18 protein-coding genes are annotated in these 16,496 nt (G+C 25.5%); 4 read left to right on the top strand and 14 right to left on the bottom strand.

Features of this window, described 5'->3' with window-relative positions:
- The 3 genes from ACRC8M_RS01580 to ACRC8M_RS01570 all read right to left on the bottom strand — a co-directional run.
- A partial coding sequence (locus ACRC8M_RS01580) for a TolC family protein (protein ID WP_438527525.1) occupies positions 1 to 415 on the bottom strand: 415 nt, incomplete at its 3' end.
- Between the two features lie 55 nt (positions 416 to 470).
- Positions 471 to 1,499, bottom strand: coding sequence for a hypothetical protein (locus ACRC8M_RS01575; protein ID WP_438527524.1), 1,029 nt, complete (start codon positions 1,497 to 1,499; stop codon positions 471 to 473).
- Between the two features lie 80 nt (positions 1,500 to 1,579).
- Entirely contained in the window at positions 1,580 to 2,314 is a 735-nt protein-coding gene (locus ACRC8M_RS01570; RefSeq protein WP_438527523.1) for a MipA/OmpV family protein, read from the bottom strand.
- A 209-nt stretch (positions 2,315 to 2,523) separates the two neighbouring features.
- On the opposite strand from ACRC8M_RS01570, the gene ACRC8M_RS01565 reads away from it, so the two are divergent.
- Positions 2,524 to 2,646, top strand: coding sequence for a hypothetical protein (locus ACRC8M_RS01565; protein ID WP_438527522.1), 123 nt, complete (start codon positions 2,524 to 2,526; stop codon positions 2,644 to 2,646).
- A 731-nt stretch (positions 2,647 to 3,377) separates the two neighbouring features.
- The gene (locus ACRC8M_RS01560) at positions 3,378 to 3,560 is read left to right on the top strand and encodes a hypothetical protein (protein WP_438527521.1); all 183 of its coding nucleotides are present in this window, start codon (positions 3,378 to 3,380) and stop codon (positions 3,558 to 3,560) included.
- A 60-nt stretch (positions 3,561 to 3,620) separates the two neighbouring features.
- Here the strand turns inward: ACRC8M_RS01560 and ACRC8M_RS01555 are convergent, their stop codons facing one another.
- The 9 genes from ACRC8M_RS01555 to ACRC8M_RS01515 all read right to left on the bottom strand — a co-directional run bounded on the left by ACRC8M_RS01555 (position 3,621) and on the right by ACRC8M_RS01515 (position 9,290).
- Positions 3,621 to 4,118, bottom strand: a complete 498-nt coding sequence (locus ACRC8M_RS01555; RefSeq protein ID WP_438527520.1) for a hypothetical protein — start codon at positions 4,116 to 4,118, stop codon at positions 3,621 to 3,623.
- 32 nt (positions 4,119 to 4,150) lie between these two features.
- Positions 4,151 to 4,513, bottom strand: a complete 363-nt coding sequence (locus ACRC8M_RS01550) for an RrF2 family transcriptional regulator (protein WP_438527519.1) — start codon at positions 4,511 to 4,513, stop codon at positions 4,151 to 4,153.
- A gap of 339 nt (positions 4,514 to 4,852) precedes the next feature.
- Positions 4,853 to 5,212 carry a hypothetical protein gene (locus tag ACRC8M_RS01545; protein WP_438527518.1) on the bottom strand — a complete coding sequence of 120 codons (360 nt, stop codon included), beginning with the start codon at positions 5,210 to 5,212 and terminating at the stop codon, positions 4,853 to 4,855.
- Positions 5,213 to 5,343: 131 nt separating this feature from the next.
- Positions 5,344 to 5,598, bottom strand: a complete 255-nt coding sequence (locus tag ACRC8M_RS01540; RefSeq protein WP_438527517.1) for a MarR family winged helix-turn-helix transcriptional regulator — start codon at positions 5,596 to 5,598, stop codon at positions 5,344 to 5,346.
- Complete coding sequence (locus tag ACRC8M_RS01535; RefSeq protein WP_438527516.1) at positions 5,582 to 6,415, bottom strand: mechanosensitive ion channel family protein; 834 nt, start codon at positions 6,413 to 6,415, stop codon at positions 5,582 to 5,584. The genes ACRC8M_RS01540 and ACRC8M_RS01535 overlap by 17 nt, the downstream gene beginning before the upstream one ends.
- Before the next feature lie 22 nt (positions 6,416 to 6,437).
- Positions 6,438 to 7,484, bottom strand: coding sequence for a magnesium/cobalt transporter CorA (gene corA / locus ACRC8M_RS01530; protein ID WP_438527515.1), 1,047 nt, complete (start codon positions 7,482 to 7,484; stop codon positions 6,438 to 6,440).
- Positions 7,485 to 7,486: 2 nt separating this feature from the next.
- Positions 7,487 to 8,122, bottom strand: a complete 636-nt coding sequence (locus ACRC8M_RS01525; protein WP_438527514.1) for an HD-GYP domain-containing protein — start codon at positions 8,120 to 8,122, stop codon at positions 7,487 to 7,489.
- Positions 8,123 to 8,132: 10 nt separating this feature from the next.
- The gene (locus tag ACRC8M_RS01520; RefSeq protein WP_438527513.1) at positions 8,133 to 8,669 is read right to left on the bottom strand and encodes a hypothetical protein; all 537 of its coding nucleotides are present in this window, start codon (positions 8,667 to 8,669) and stop codon (positions 8,133 to 8,135) included.
- Between the two features lie 45 nt (positions 8,670 to 8,714).
- Positions 8,715 to 9,290 (bottom strand): hypothetical protein, encoded by a 576-nt coding sequence (locus ACRC8M_RS01515; RefSeq protein WP_438527512.1) that lies wholly within the window; start codon positions 9,288 to 9,290, stop codon positions 8,715 to 8,717.
- A gap of 353 nt (positions 9,291 to 9,643) precedes the next feature.
- On the opposite strand from ACRC8M_RS01515, the gene ACRC8M_RS01510 reads away from it, so the two are divergent.
- Together ACRC8M_RS01510 and ACRC8M_RS01505 are read left to right on the top strand one after the other, a co-directional pair.
- Positions 9,644 to 10,825 (top strand): helix-turn-helix domain-containing protein, encoded by a 1,182-nt coding sequence (locus ACRC8M_RS01510; protein WP_438527511.1) that lies wholly within the window; start codon positions 9,644 to 9,646, stop codon positions 10,823 to 10,825.
- A 16-nt stretch (positions 10,826 to 10,841) separates the two neighbouring features.
- Positions 10,842 to 12,038, top strand: coding sequence for a hypothetical protein (locus ACRC8M_RS01505; RefSeq protein WP_438527510.1), 1,197 nt, complete (start codon positions 10,842 to 10,844; stop codon positions 12,036 to 12,038).
- Between the two features lie 33 nt (positions 12,039 to 12,071).
- On the opposite strand, the gene ACRC8M_RS01500 is transcribed toward ACRC8M_RS01505, so the two are convergent.
- Positions 12,072 to 12,446: an Ig-like domain-containing protein gene (locus ACRC8M_RS01500; RefSeq protein WP_438527509.1), complete on the bottom strand. Its 375-nt coding sequence runs from the start codon at positions 12,444 to 12,446 to the stop codon at positions 12,072 to 12,074.
- A 20-nt stretch (positions 12,447 to 12,466) separates the two neighbouring features.
- Positions 12,467 to 16,225: a hypothetical protein gene (locus tag ACRC8M_RS01495; RefSeq protein ID WP_438527508.1), complete on the bottom strand. Its 3,759-nt coding sequence runs from the start codon at positions 16,223 to 16,225 to the stop codon at positions 12,467 to 12,469.
- Positions 16,226 to 16,496 lie beyond the last annotated feature (271 nt).

Raw genomic sequence — 16,496 nt, 5'->3', positions numbered from 1 at the left:
ATAGAGAAATAATATCTAATCTTACATCTCTTTTTTCAGATAAAAGATAGATATCTGCTATACTTTTAGATGCCTCTGCTCCCAAAATTCCACCTGTTATAGCTCCTCCTCTAAACAGAGGTTGATAAAGACCTATTGTCTGTGAATACCCGCTCTTAGCTTCTCTATCGCCGTTGCTCGTAGCCACATTTCTTAACTCGTGCTCTGCCCTTTGATACTGACCATTATATGTAACTGTAGGTAAAGCTGTTTTAAATGCTCTTCTTACATTTAACTTTGCATTTTCTTTTGACAACTCTGATGTTTTTATAGTTTTTCCCTTTACTAAAGCTAAATCAATTGCACTTTCTAATGTCAACTCTCTTGAAAAGGCTGCTGTTGAAAGCAATACCAGTAATCCTAATAACTTTTTCATTTATTTCCTCCTTTATAAAGATACAAGGGTATATGAATATACACCCTTGTATCACTTAGTCTAGTTGATTAATTTTTATTTTTTTTATACTATAATCAAAATTATCAGGTATATTTTCCTCAGATATTCGTAAACTTAATATCCCTCTTGAGTACCCACCTGTTTCTAAATTATTTTTTAGATTATTTATTTTATATTTAGAAAGATACATTTTGTAACTATTTTCAGAGGTGTATTCAACATTATGATTATTTAAATATACGTTATATTTTTTATAGTCAGGTGTTCGAGAAAATATATTATAAAAAGTCCAAATAAAATTTAAATTTTGGGGTAAATTATAGACAGTTATTTCATAAACCTCATCATCATCTAATTCAATAACTTCTCCTTCGTAATAATTACCCTTAGTAGGAAATAAAGCTAGTTTGTATTTGTTTTCTATCTCAGAATTTGGGTTTCCTTTAAGTTGCTCATAAAGATTGAATGTAGAAATTATAACTCCTTGAATAAAATCATTGGTCTTTGTAAAGGAGATATTCTCATTGAAATCTTTTTTATGTTTACCACTAGGTATTTTTTTTATTTTAATATTACTCGGAACTTTATCTTTTATTGAATCATTTTTATAAAACTCTCTTATTATTAAGATGTAGTCATTTGAGGATGTTTGTAATGTATTCTTCTGTAAATAGAATTTAGGTGAAACTATTAGCTCAAAACTCTCATCATGAATATATTTAAAATCACGAGTTGATATAACATTAGTTGAAATATTCTCATTGTTTTTTAGAGAATATAACTGAAATGTTATAAATTCTAAATCCTTTAAAGATCCAGAAACAATATATTCAAGATTATTAGATAAAAAAAAGGATTGATATCTAACAGTAGGATTATCTCCTAAGATTTTTCTATTATTTCTCATCCAATCAGTTAATTTTGGTTGAGTAGAAGAGGCATTTTTTATAAATAATTCATTTCCTAATGAAAAGCTATCTATAATAAATCTGTCTAGTTCTTGACGTTCAAGACTATCTAAGTCTTGGATTAGTGGCAGTTTAGAGATTGTTGTAGACAACACTTTAAACGAAGAATCCACTTGTGCAAATGAATTTTTTTCAAATGAACAAAAAGAAAAGAAAATTAAAAAAATATAAAGACTTAAAGAGTGTATTTTAATCCACCTCCAACTGTGTAAAAATAATCTTTTTTAACGATAGGAGATTCTTTAATTTTATTTGATAAAAATTCATAACTTCCAAAAGTATAGATAGAAAAAGTATTGCTTAATTTTTTTTCTAAAACTACTGCTAGACCTACACCATATGCTTCTTTTATGGAGAAAGGCGTAGTTATAGAATTGTTCTTTTGAACTTCGTCAGTTGTTACTCCAAAATAATAATTTGAAAAATCTTTCGAGTACATATTTCCATAGATTGATGGGACAAAAAGAAAATCATAAGGTAAATATATAGTTTTTAATAAACTTAAGTTTGTTTTATTACCATGTTCTCCAAAAATAGTTGAAACTGAAAGGTAGTTATCTGTTAGAAATTTATAATCTAGAGAAACTCCTGTCATGATTTGTGATTTTCTTTTTTCAATGTTTTGATAACCAACTTTCAAATCTTTTCCTTTAACTGGGTAACCAGCTAAAAATTCACTAATTATTGAAAGAGATAGTGTTTCATCTCCCCAAAAAGTATATCCAATCTCATCTCCTTGTATAAATAATCCATTATATTGGATATCTAAGTTTGGTAAAAAGTAAGAGCTTTCCTGCTTTTTTGTCTTATAAATTGAGTTATTAACACCACCAAGTAAACCTAATGAAAAATTGTTATTAGCTAAAACAATTGAAGATAAAAATAGATTAAAAAATAATAGTTTTTTCATAAATAACCCTCCCTTTATTTTGTTTTAATTTTAAAGGAAAAGTTAAAAAATTAATAAAAATATACACAAAAATTTAAAATTTTGTATCAAATATAAATAAGAAACTCCTAAAGCCTCTTTAAATCCAATCAAATTCTCTATATTGGTATTAATTTTTATTGCGGATTTATAAGAACATCTGTTACTCTTAATAGTAAGAGGTGATTTGTATGCGAGAGGATTTAAAAGAAAGATTAAAAGAAAAGACACTCGAAGAACTTCTTGAATTATTAATACTGGGGCTAGAGTATGAAAAACTAAAGGAAGAACAAAATGGAAATTTAAAGGGGTAATTTGATAAATACCAGGGCCGTGGCTCTGGTATTTTAATATTTATAATTTTTTTATTGTGGATTTAAATTTTTTCTGATACTCTATATATACAACTGTAATCAAACAAATCTTATTGAAAAACCTTAGCTACTGACTCCAATCAAATGGCTAAGGTTTTTTAATTCTTCTTGTATACAAATCACAGTTAATAATTAAATAAATTAAAAATGAGACTTATATAGGTCTCATTTTTTAATAGTATAAAGTTCTCTTGGTACAAAGAAAACATAAGATAAAAAACACTTTAATTTTATGATAGAATCTCCTAATCCTAAAAGGTTTTAGGAAATTCTAAAGAAACTGGTAATGTTTCATAGACATAATGATATACTAAAAAATTTAAATCTGCAATAAAAAAATTCGTAGCCATATACTACGAATTTTTTTATTGATTGAAACGAAATAGATGAAAAGATAAGCTGTATGAGTCTTCTTCTCATGAGGTATTTGTATTATATAATACAAATTTTAAATCCACAATAAAATTATTGTGGATTCTTATTATTCAGTGTAAACTATAGATGTTGCAAATGGAATTGTTTAAATAGAAAGGACCTATTTTTTAGGTTCTTTTTATACAATTTTTGTTTACTCAAAATATTATTTTAGGCAGGTCAATAGTGAAATGAAACCATTAGTTACGAATATAATCCTTGACACTTTACAAAATACTCTACACATGGAGGAATGTTTGTATCGGAAGAAGAATATCTCAGAATATTTTGTTAAATCACAATCACAAACTGAAAGAGAGTTTTTATTCACAGTAATTTCATATTTAGTTAAAGTTGAAAATAATCTTGTTCTTGAAATTTGTCCCCATTGTTTAGGCCGAAAATTTGATTTCTTTTCTGATTTTAATAATCTATTTTAAATTATTCACTATAATATATAATAAAAAAAATTAGGAGAATTTTATCTAGTATTCATTCTCCTAATTTTTATGTATTTCACTCTGTTGAGAACACATTTCTAACTTAATTACTCTTTTTTTAGACTTTACAGATCCAATCCCTCTATTTAACTCACTTGCTAACCAAACAATATTACTATCGATATTATTTTTTAAAAACTCCAATTCAGATTCTGACCATTCTTTTTTTTCTATCAATCTTAATCTACCTAGCATTAAATGTACTTGATACTCGCTTTTATTTACTATAACAGCTATCTCTTTAATCTCTTTTTTTAAGTATGATTCTTTTAAATATTCAATCTCATCATCTAACCAGATTACTTTTAAATACCCAGACTTTTTATTTTTATTTTTTCGAAATCTTTTGCCAAATACTTCAAAACATTCATCTATCAAAGTTTGGCTCACTCCGTTCAATAAAATATTTTGTCTTTTAGTCACTATTAAAAGTCTATTAGCACCAAGAATCTCAATATCTTCAGCCTCAGATATATACTCACTTAGGTTATTTTTCATAAAAATCCCCCCTTTATTTATTTGAAGATTTTTTATATCTCCGTCTTTGCTAGTTCACTCAATACAATTTTTCCTATATTTTGAATTTTTTTGTCATATGTACTACCACCATTAACTTTATTTAACTCTAGTACACTCATATTCTTATTAGCCTCCAGTGCACAAAATAGATCTAACAAAGATATTTTTTCTTTAGATAAAATAAATCCACCATTTTTCCCTTTAACTGAATTTACCAACCCTGCTCTTGAAAGTTCTGACAAAATACCCAATCCCATATTATAGGGAACTTTAGTATCTTCTAGTATCTCTTTTCCTGATAACATCTTATTGTAGCTTCTATCTGCTAATTTTTTTAAAATAATGTGCCCATATTCCATTTTTTTTGAAAACATTATAGCCTCCTATATTTTCTTTTAATTTTCTTTTAATTTAACTTTTAAAATTACTCTAATTTTTTAATAATATTAAAATAATATATTTATAGTATTTCATTTTCTACTTTTTTTTTTCCAATTTTGGAAATAAGTGATATATTTGTAATTTTTTTATAACTCTAAAATAAAAAAAGTGAATTTATTTTAAACAACATCCTATTCAAGTAGATAATTTTTTATTTTTCTTGAATAGAAAACTTTTATTTTTTACTCATATAAAAAACTCCCTTAATAATAAACATATTTATAGTATTTTACCTGTCTATTATAAAGGAAGTCTATCATTTTTTAATACAATTATCTTTTTTTCATACTTAATTTAGCAAAACCTAAAATACCAAAATTATTTGGTCCCGTTGCAATCTTCATTTTCAAAACATTGAACTCTGTATTAAAAGCTCTTTCAGTACAAATAACATGATTTTCTTTTAAAGCTGCTAAGTCACTTTCATGACATGTTCTTAAAAACTTTTCGTCATTTGTCAAAAAAGTATCGTCTTTTCCAGCGATATCCTCAGGACATATTTTAAAAAGCTCACAAAACTTACTGTTAGCAAAAACATATTTAAAATTAGAATCTTTGATAAATATAAAATCACCCTCAAAATCTAAATTTAAAATATTTTTTAAAAATTTTTTTAAATCTGAATCAAACATAAAACTTCCCCCATATTTAAATATTTGCTTTATTTTTATTAAAACATCTTAGGAAAAAAATAGTAGAAACACCATCCTAGTCTCTTCGCTTTTTTTCTCTCATCAACATCATCTCTATTTGAAATCTTTTTTCATTCAATAAATTTTTTAATAAATAAGCCCCATTCCGTTTCTAGATAGAGATCTTTACCTTTTTTTGTAGGGTGGAATCGAAATCTTTTTTTATTTTCTTCAACAATATATTTTTTTATCAACTTCTCATTTTCCAAATTTTTTAAATGAATTGATATATTTCCTTTTGTTGTTAAAATAAGTTCACATAGCTCTTTATGTGTTATTCCTGGGGTTTCGTTAATTTGTTTTAACAATCTATTTTTGACTTTCATTTCTTTGGTATATATCCAATTTGTTGTATGGTATCTCAATCTTTTCCTCATCAAATCTAACTTTTACAATCTCAGGAAGATCAAATAGAACATCTCTATAAGTTTCCCTCCTTGTCCAAACTCTTACAGTAAAGTCTAAAGAACTCGAATTAAGTTTACTTAATTTTATAAATATCTCCTTATCCTGTAAAACCAATGGATGTTTCGAAAAAATATCCAAAAGTATCTCTCTAACTTTTGCAGGATTAGATTCGTATGATGTTGAAAATACAAAGTCCACTCTTCTTATATCATTTCCTGTAACATTAGTTATAACTCCACTAGATAGTTTACCATTTGGAACTATAATAACTTTATTGTCAGGAGTATATAACACTGTGTATAGTAAAGTTATCCTCTGAACTGTTCCCTCTATTCCAGCTACATTTATAAAATTCCCTTTTACAAAATATTTAGAAACTAATATTTGAATCCCACCAGCTAAATCCGATAGACTCCCCTTTAAAGCCAATCCTACCCCTATTCCAACAGAACCTATCATTGCCACTAACGTTGTTGTCTCAACTCCCAAAATATGCACTATGTTCAACGTATAGAATATAATAATAATACCCTCTATCAAAATTATTATAAACTCTTTTAACAATAACTCTATTTTTCTCAATTCCAATATTTTATTAAAAAATTTCGTAGTTAATAGTTTTACAGGTTTATAACTTAAATATAACAAAAATAAAAATATTCCCTTTTCCAAAATAAGAGGTGTTATAACTTGCATAACTTCAAAACCATTCCACAACTCAACAAAGTAGTTCATATCTATCACTCTCCTTTAAAATTTACCACCATTTCTTCTTCTTGAAAAAATATCCTATACCACAAATAATTGAAAACATAACAAATAAAATCATATAATAACCATACTCCCACTTCAGTTCAGGAATCACTTCGAAATTCATTCCATAAAGTCCAACTAAAAAACTTAAAGGGATAAATGTTGTAGATATCATTGTTAAGACTTTCATAATCTCGTTCATGCCTGAACTCACAGTTGTATGATATAGTTGTATTAGTTCATTTCCTTTAACAAATAAGCTATCTACGTTTTCTAAAACAACATTTATATGATCATGTAAATCTTCTAAGAAGATATCAATATCCTCATTGAAATATTCCTTAACTTTATTACTTCTCAAAGAGATTATTAGTTCTTTTAATGGATGTAATGATTTTTTTAATTTTAGAATATCTTTTTTCAATGCTAAAATATTTTCAAAATCTTCTTTAGTTGGGTCTAATAGAATTTTCTCCTCTAACTCATCAATTCTATTATTTAAACTTTCTAAAATTATAAAATAATCATCTATAATTCTATCTAATATTCCATAAACTAAATATCCCACTCCCTTTTTTCTTAATCTTCCTATATTTTTTAGCAACCTATTTTTTATATTATAAAAAATATTGTTTTTAGATTCTTCAAATACTATTACACTATTTTCCAATAGGATTAAAGATATCTGCTCATATTTGAACTCCCCATCCTCCTGTTGTGTTATAAGTTTCAAAACTATAAAAATAAAATTATCTCTAATCTCAATTTTAGGTCTTTGATTGTTACTAAGAACATCCTCTAATATCAGATTATCTATATTAAAAAAATCCCCTATATTTTTTATGAGCTCCACGTCATGAATTCCTGTTACAGTAATCCAGTTGTTCTTTTCAATATCTAAGTTTAAATCTAGTTCCTCTTTATAAATATTTGTCCTATGCTCTATACTTTCTTCATTGTAAATAAACTCTTCAATTTCTATAGTATCGTATTTATCTCTCGAACCTGTATATATCAGTGTTCCTGGTTGAAGTCCTGTTTTTAAGTTCATATCTATATCTCCTTTTTTATTTTTTTACATTCATTAAAACTTTCTAATACCTGTTTAAACTTATTTTCAAATATTTCAAATATCGATATAATGTCTGGATCAAAACTCGTTCCACTTTCATTTTTTAAAATTTTAAGAGCTTCTTCATGCGAAACTTCATTCTTGTACACCCTCTTTGTTGTGAGAGCATCATAGCAATCTGCAACAGAAACTATTCTCGCTTCTAAAGGGATAAATGTTTTGGCTAAACCAAAGGGATACCCATTTCCATTCCACTTTTCGTGATGAAACAAGATTATATTTTCCACAATTTCCTCTTTATGTTTTTTATTTAACACCCTTAATCCTAGTTTGCTATGCTCTTTCATTATCTCAAACTCTTCAAAAGTCAATTTATCTGGGCTATTTAAAATTTGTTTTTCTATCATTTTTTTCCCAACATCATGGAATAGTGCACCTTTTTTTATTTTTTTAACTTTTTCACTGTCTAAGCACATTAAATCAGCTAACATCTCAGCATACTTACTAGTTTTTACTAAATGATTCCTCAAATCTACTTCAAGTTCATATTCAGTTAAGAAACTGCTACTAATTACATTTTTATCTTTTTTATAAAAAGCTTTTATTTTATTTAGCATTTTAATCTACCTAGTTTCCATTAATTTTTTTTAATACTTTTTTCTTAGATTTAATGGAATACATAGTTCTTTTTAATATTTTTCCTAGTTCATGATTAGACATCATTATATTTTTTTGTAAAAATTCAAGATCATCCTCTGTCCAGCTTTTATTGTTCACTAATTCCAGTTCAATCACTTTCAAAGATATTTGATAAAAACTTTTTTCTATATGTTTTGATACTTCATCTAAAGATTTAGAATAATAATATTTTTTTAAATACTCTATATTCTCCTCTGTCCACTCGCTTATACACCCTTTTCTTTTTATCCTCTTTCGGTTGACATTAGACTCATATTTTTTTAAATAGTCCTCATTCTGATATTTTTTCAATAAATGAAATACATCTAAATCTGAATTTTTTAATATTATCATTTTAGAGTTCAGCAATGTTATAAAAAGTTTATTTTGCATAAATGAAACGTCTGTAATTGAAGACTCTGAAAGTAAAGTTTGAAAATAATTTTTTTCATTATCATTTAGTTTTATATTTTCTAAAATATCCATAACTAGCTCCTATATTTTTAAAATTATATTTTTTAACTTATTTTTTTAAATGAAATCAGATTCATATTTTTCTAAATATTCATCTATTTTACCTAAATTTAATTGCCATATCTTTCCAGATTCACATATGTAGTCCTCTTTTTTTAACTCTGCTATTTTTGAATAGTATTGGCTTTTACTTATATTGAAATTTTCATAGCTAATCTCTCTTTTTTCCACTTGCATTTCATGATTTGCATAAAGTTTTAAAATAGACAGTATATAACCTTTCGTATCATATAACTTTTCTAAAAATTTAATAGTAGATTTTTTTATTAACTGTGTGATAATTTTTTCAAAAAATGTATTCTCTATCAATTGATTCTGCGAAAAATCAAACTCTTCTAGCTTTGAATCTTTTAGAGCTAATATCTCAATCCCAATGTCTGGGATTGTCAGTTTATAATCTTTAGCAAATTTAAAAAAATTACCAATAACCTCACCCTCACCAAAATAGTGTTCGTTTGTTATTACTTTCCCATTAGATAAAATATCTCTTGATAAAACTTTTCCACTTTTCACAATAAAAAACTTATCATCTAAAAAATAATTTTCTCCTTTTTTTATTGTCACATTTTTCATTTTTAATCCCCCTAAAAAACATTAACTATTTGTCATATATTATTACTGTTTTTATATTTTAATTTTTCCAATTTTGGACTTTTTTTTAACATTTGTATCCCCTCAGTAGATTTATACCAATAAATACAATAACTCCATAGCATGTAAATTTAAACATTAATAAACAATATTCAAGTTCTTTTTTTCACTTGAAATCCAAGTATAACATAACTTTTTTTCTTTTTTTTTTACTATATTTTTTTTTTTATTATTTTTTTACTCGTTTTTTATTTGCTCGTAAATTTAATTTTTTATTAACATTTAGTGTTATAATATAGTAATTATTTTATTTTTTTTACGAAAATGGAGGAAATATGGACCAATTTGAAGAACTTTTTTATATAAATAAAGATAAAAATATTCTTTGTTTTTATAAAATTTATGCTTTTTTATGCAAAAATATCATCAATAAAAATATTATTATTACAAAAGAGGAGATTTTAATGATTTTTAATTTTTTTGAAAATCCATTAGATTTTAAAATTGATGGGAATCTGATTTGGAGTGAATACTCTATACAAAAAGAGATTTTTAAAGCAACTATATTTTTTTTAGAGAAATCCAAAGAGTTTAAAACTGGAAAAAATCTGAAATTCAAAAACTATTTTTTATTACTTTTACAAGCAGTTGAATTTTCTAGTATACTAAAAAAAACTCTACATCAAAATTCAACTCTACTCTACAAAATTTATTTAACTTTCTCATCTAATGATGAAAAAGAACTGTTTAAAGATAAATACTTTGAACTTTACCACATAACTGAGAGCAGTAATTCAATAAATAGTAGTGGTATTATAGAGGATAGCTTTTCTTTTAAATTTATTTTAAACGGAAATATTGAATATGAACAAAATATTTTGGGATCTAAAGGGGATCTATTAATTATTGACCAGAATTTCTTTCTGGAAAACTATAAAATCTTAACTTCTGCATATTCTGAAGTAATTTTTATAATTAAACCTAACTTTATTAAAGATTTTGGAATAAACATTCCAAAATTTTATTTTAAAAAGACTCTCTTTTCTTTAGATAAAAATAACTTTAGTTTAATTTTAAATAAAGAAAAAATTTTATTAAAAAACTATTTTGATTTGCAAAGGTTAGCTTTATATCTGCTAACTTTAACCTCTGACCTACAAATAGAGTACATTAATCAAAATTTGATTGATTGTAAAAATAAAATTTTAGTAACTATTACAAATAATATATCTAAACTCGATTCTGAAATCATTTCATTACTTTTGGAAGAATTAGATACTTCTCTCTCTAGTTTATATAAGTTATTTTATAAAATTTTTGAAAAAACGCCTACTGAAGTTATAGAATCTAAGAAAATAGACTATGCCTGTTTTTTTATTATCTCTACAGAAAAAAAATTAGAAGAAATAAGCTACCTTGTTGGTTATAAAGAGTCTACATTTTATAAGAAATTTGTCAAGTCAATAGGTTGTTCACCATCAACATTTAAAAAACGATATATTCGAAAAAATATATAGAAAGGTTTTATAACATATGCTAAGTATTTATAAATATTTTTTACTTAAAGAAGATTCAGAAAAGATAAATCGCTTTATACTGCTAGAAGAGTTAATTAAATATATTGCAATTAACAACGGATTGGAGATTCCAGATACGTACCTAATTAAAATTATTAAATGTTATCTGAATAATCAAAAATATATCCAATTTATTGAAAATAGATTTGATAGAGCCTATTACTTTTGTGAAAATATTATTGATAGTTACAATAATAATCAAATATCTAAATTTAATTTTTTCTTAAAAGAATCCAATTTAGCCCCTGATTTTCAAGAGTGGATTTTAATGTCTAAAGAAAATATAATTAAAATCTGTGAGTATTATTCTACACATCCTCAAAATATGAATCTGCAAAAAGAAAATTATCAAAATATTATCTATTCCAATAAATTTTTTAATGTTGTTCATGTGAAAAGAAACGGCGGTACTTCTTTAAAACTAACATACTGCTATAACTCAGGAATTACTATAAGGATTATGCTAAAAGGAAAACTTTATTATAAATTTTATAAAAATAATATTCTACTCAACGAAGAGGAGGTTTTAATTACAACTGCAAATACTCCTCTTCAAAAATGCCTTTTATACTCTGAATCTATTGAGGTTTTAATAATACATTTGAAATATGAGTTTTTAAGTAACATAAGTATCAATCCAATAAAAAATTTTATAACAAAATTTTATTATGCTAATTCCATTGACGATTTTAATAAAATTATTAATCAAAATTTTTTAATTAATAACCTCTTTTTTTTCTATGAAGTTCTATACTCTCTTCTTAAACAGAGTAAGCTTTTAAAAGAAAACTCCCTGCTTGGAAATTCGAGCATTAATATTTCTAATTTAGTATTTTGTATTAAAATAAATTTAAAACTGAAAATAGATAAAGTTATAAAAAATCTTGAACTATGCTCGAACCTATCAAGAAATAAACTTGAAAATCTAATATACCTCAACTTTAAAGTAACATTAACTAAATTAATTATAAAATTAAAAATTGGTTCTATCGTACAAGAATTTTTTAATTCTAATCAATCTATTGAAGACCTCATAATAAGCTATCATATAAGAAACATCGATTCTTTTAAATACTATCTTAAATCCATTTACAAAATAAATTTAAGATTATTAAAACAAATGAAAATAAAAAAGTCCTGTCTAAAAAATTAAAGACAGGACTTTTAAATATTTTACTCTTTTATCTTAGTTTATATGGTATTTTTGCTTTATTCTCACAACTTTATGTAAATTTACTACATTTTTACTTTTTTGGTTTTCTGAATCTTTTATTATTAAAAAATAGTCATGAGTTCCTTTAAGTTTCTTTGCATCTACCGTTATTAAAAACTTTCGCTTTTCATTAGGTTTTAATTTAAACTCTTTAGGTTGAATTTCTATATTTTGATTATCTACTGAAAATTCATATTTTTTTAAAACTCTACTATTATTTTCTATAGTAAACTCTTTTGATTTTTTTGTATTTGGTGCAAGTGTTTCTCCAAATTCCAACTCACTTAACTTAAATGCAAGTAGAGGGACGCTAGATAATAACATTAACATTATAATAAACTTTTTCATTTTAATCTCCTCTTAGTTATCTATGGAATTATTGTGATTATAACATCTAATTCGCCTTTATAATCTCCTGCCTCTGTATTTTTTGTCGTCTTAGCTTCTCCTGAAATTTTAAAGCTATTTGTATTATTTATCCCCTTTTTTAAATCTTTTATTTGGATATTACTTAACGGTATTGTTCTATTAGATGTTATTTCTAATCCTGCTCTATACATATTTTTATTATTTGCTGGATTTAAGTCCACAGATATTTTTGCTCCGCTAGGATTCTTAAACTCTATTAAACTCTCCGCTCTTTTAAAATCACCTGGCATGAAATGACCAAAATCTAAAGTTCCTTTATCTGGTAATATTTCAAATCCAATTTTATTATATAGCTTAAGAGTTATCACCCTTATCAATAGGTTTCCTTCACTTCGTACCTCTAAAGTTAAATTTTCATTACTATAATCTTTGTATCCTACTTTTTCATACTTTAAATTTCTTTTAACTGAATCATAAGTAATTTTAACTCCCGTATCTGGAAGTTCTACACCTTTTTTTAATTCAGATATAGTTTTTGATAAGATTATATTTCCACTATCTTTTAGGATAATTTTATTTGAATCTAATGCTTCAAATTGAGTATCACCTAGTATTATCTCACCTTTATTTTTATCTCTAAAATCTATTACTTCTAAACTATTTTTAAAGTTAATTCGATATTCAACTTCATCTATTAATGTTGTCATTTTATTTATATTAGAAGTTGTTGTATTTTCAACACCAATAGATACTAAATTAAGATTTTTTCCTTTTAAAGTTACCAAATTACTTAATACAAAATTATCTTTTAAAATACCTGTTAACACAATATCAAATTGCATTGCACTAATTATATCTTTGTATCCATCATTAGTAGAGCTAACTATATAATAATTACCATCCATACTAGGAGCTGCATTTTGTATTCCATCTAAAGTTATTGCAAATTCTAGCTCTTGTTTTGTATTATTTTTATCTATTGCTTCTAATTTAATTTTTTGCGGAATTTTTATTCTTAAATTTGATTGACTTATATTATTCTTTCCTAAAATTCTTAAATCAAAATCTTTAGTCCCCAGTTTAATCCTATCTAATTCTCCGCTCATAAATTCATTTATTTCTTTTGTATATTTTTTAGTAGGTAAATACTCATTTGCTAATGGAAGATTTTCATTGTAATAATTCTTTCCTTCAAACTCTGGAATACTAATAGTGTAATTACTAACAGCTCCATCAGAATATTCTACTTTTATAGGTATTGTCTTAGATTTTCCATCCCACTCTGAAAAAGTAAAATCTATTGCTCCATTTGAAATACTCAACTTTTGATAATCTACATATGTTCTTATCCCATCTTGAAGCCCAAAATCTTGTGTTTGAATTGGATTTCCGTTTAAGTCACTTAAAATGTTAATTGTTTTATGGTTTGTTCCAACCGTTATATTTATAGGCTTTCCAAAATGATGAGGTTGCAATGAGTATGTATTTCCTGTTATATTTGCTTGTAAAAATTGTCCATTTTTTTTATTAATATCAACCACTATTTTATCACTACTATCAATAATTCCTATCTTCGAATTATAATTTGAATCTGAACTTTGGTATACCCTTATACGTCCATAAGGAGCTGAACTATCCCCTTGTATCATATTAAAATTCTTAGAATCAAATTTAATTGTTGTATCTGTTTCTAAACTTGAATTTTTTAATTGCAAATTTATCACATATATTAATTGATCTTTTGATGTTTTTATCTCTAAGTACAATTTTTTATCAGAGCTTACATATTTATCTTTAATAAATTCAAATTTATCAGTTAATTCATCGTATTTAATCCTAACACCTGCTGCTTCTATTTGTTGTGGCGTTGTCTTTAAATCCTTGAATGTTGTACTAAAAATTTTAGTTATACCATCTTCACCTTTTAATACTATTTTATTTTCATTTTGGATTATTCCTTTAAAAACTTGAACTGTAGATACAGACTTACCTATTGTTGAAGAAGATACATCTATAATTTCATCAAAATTCTTAAAAGTCATTAATGCATCTATTTTATTAATTATTGTTGTCCTCTTCTCTACTCCTTTTGTAGACTTAGCTCCTATTGAAACTAAATTTAAATTATCTCCACTTATTGTTACTTTTGTATTAATTTTCTTAAACATTGTTTTTAAAGTTACAGTTGCAAATATTGAACTATCTGAATCTCTCCAACCATCATTTGGAGCATGTATATAATAATAATTTGCATCTGAAGTTAATATCCCACTACTTATCTTACTAACATCTACACTAAATGGTAATTTTTGTTCATAACCCTGTTCATCTTTAACAACTAAATTAATTTGTTTAGGTAATCTAATATTTAAATTAATTTTACCGTTATCAGTCCCTAAAATTCTTAAATCATAATCTTTTATTCCTATACCAAATGATGTACTTATTTCTCCCGAAACTGTTCTTGAGAAACCTCCACCAAGAGATTTATTAGTATAATCTATATTCACTGTACCTGGCTGTAAAATATCTTTATTATAATAAACTTCTCCATCAAAAGCTGGAACACTTATATTAAATGTATTTTCTATTAATGGATGTTTCATTACAATTTTAATATCTTTTTTTTCTAAATCCCAGCTTGTTAAAGAAATATCAGTTCCATATTTACTTCTATCAGATTGCTGATAATCCACTCCAACTTCAATTCCATTGTTGACTCCACTATAGATAGTTGACATCATCCCATTTGGATTTCCACTGATTTCTGGAGATAAACTCACAGTCTTCTTAAAATCATTTCCACCATTATTAATAGTTATTTCAACAGAATTCCCTCCTACTTGACTTGGAACTATCGGAATATATTTTCCAGTTACAGTTCCAGATAAATACTGATTATTGTTACCAATGGAAGTCATAATTATATCATTCTCACTCAAATACCCCATTAATGGTACCGTATTTGAAGTTGAATCAGAATATACTCTTATTCTTCCATTTGGAGATCCTACTGTACCAGCTACTAAAGGATTACTTAGTAATATGTCTGTATTTCCTTTTGATAATGAATTATTTTTTATAGAAACAACATTATAGTTATATATTTTGTCTATTGGCCAACTTGGATTATAATCGTGTACCCTCACTGAAAGACGTTTTCCTACATTAATAGGAACTTCTTTCGTTTTTACTATCCATACTTTGAATGTATTTCCTGTAGATCTCAAAATTTTTAATTTCAAACCATCTGTTCCAAGATATTGATCTAAATCAACTTCTAAACCTTGAGAAGAAATATCTCTTGCATATATTCCAATCTTATAAAAATTATCAATATACACTTCAAAATAATTTATAAACTCTGAAAAATCTAGAATTAATAAATTGGTTGGTTCAAATTGTGATGTTGATAATTCGTTTAAACCCAGTAATGTTAAATCTACACTTTTATCTTCTTCAATAAGTGAATCGACTCTATTTACTATTTGAATATCTGTAATTTTTTTATCATTTACTTCAAATGATAAACTCTTATTAAAATTTTTTCTCTCTATTCTTTTTGCTATTAATCTATTATCCCAATTTTTTTTCAATTCAACTCCAGATGAATCGATTAAAATTCCATTATTTAAATCACTTATATAGCCCTTACTTATAATAATTTCTCCATCTTTTAACTCAAATCTATCATCTGTGTTTAAATTATTATATTGATTCACTCCATCTAATAAATCATTTAAAATCAAAGGTCTCATATCAAAAACTTCCTTGACTAATGGTGGAGTACCGTAATCTGCCCAATATTTTAATGCATTATGGTGATAAATACCATGATCTTTCTCAAGTATTTTTAATTATGTCAATAGGTAAAATTTTGATATAATCTCTATTTTTTCCCCTGACCCACACCGTGCATGCGACTTTCACCGCACACGGCGTTCCATCAACAAAAAGTTCGTTGACTTAGGGCTATCCCTCCACCATTTATTATCATGGTTTCATTGGTACTGTGCCCTTACTCTCACA

This window comes from Cetobacterium sp. (assembly GCF_051653945.1).
Lineage (GTDB): Bacteria > Fusobacteriota > Fusobacteriia > Fusobacteriales > Fusobacteriaceae > Cetobacterium_A.
Note: the sequence above shows the minus strand (reverse complement) of the source record. Positions and strands in the feature narration are given on the sequence as shown.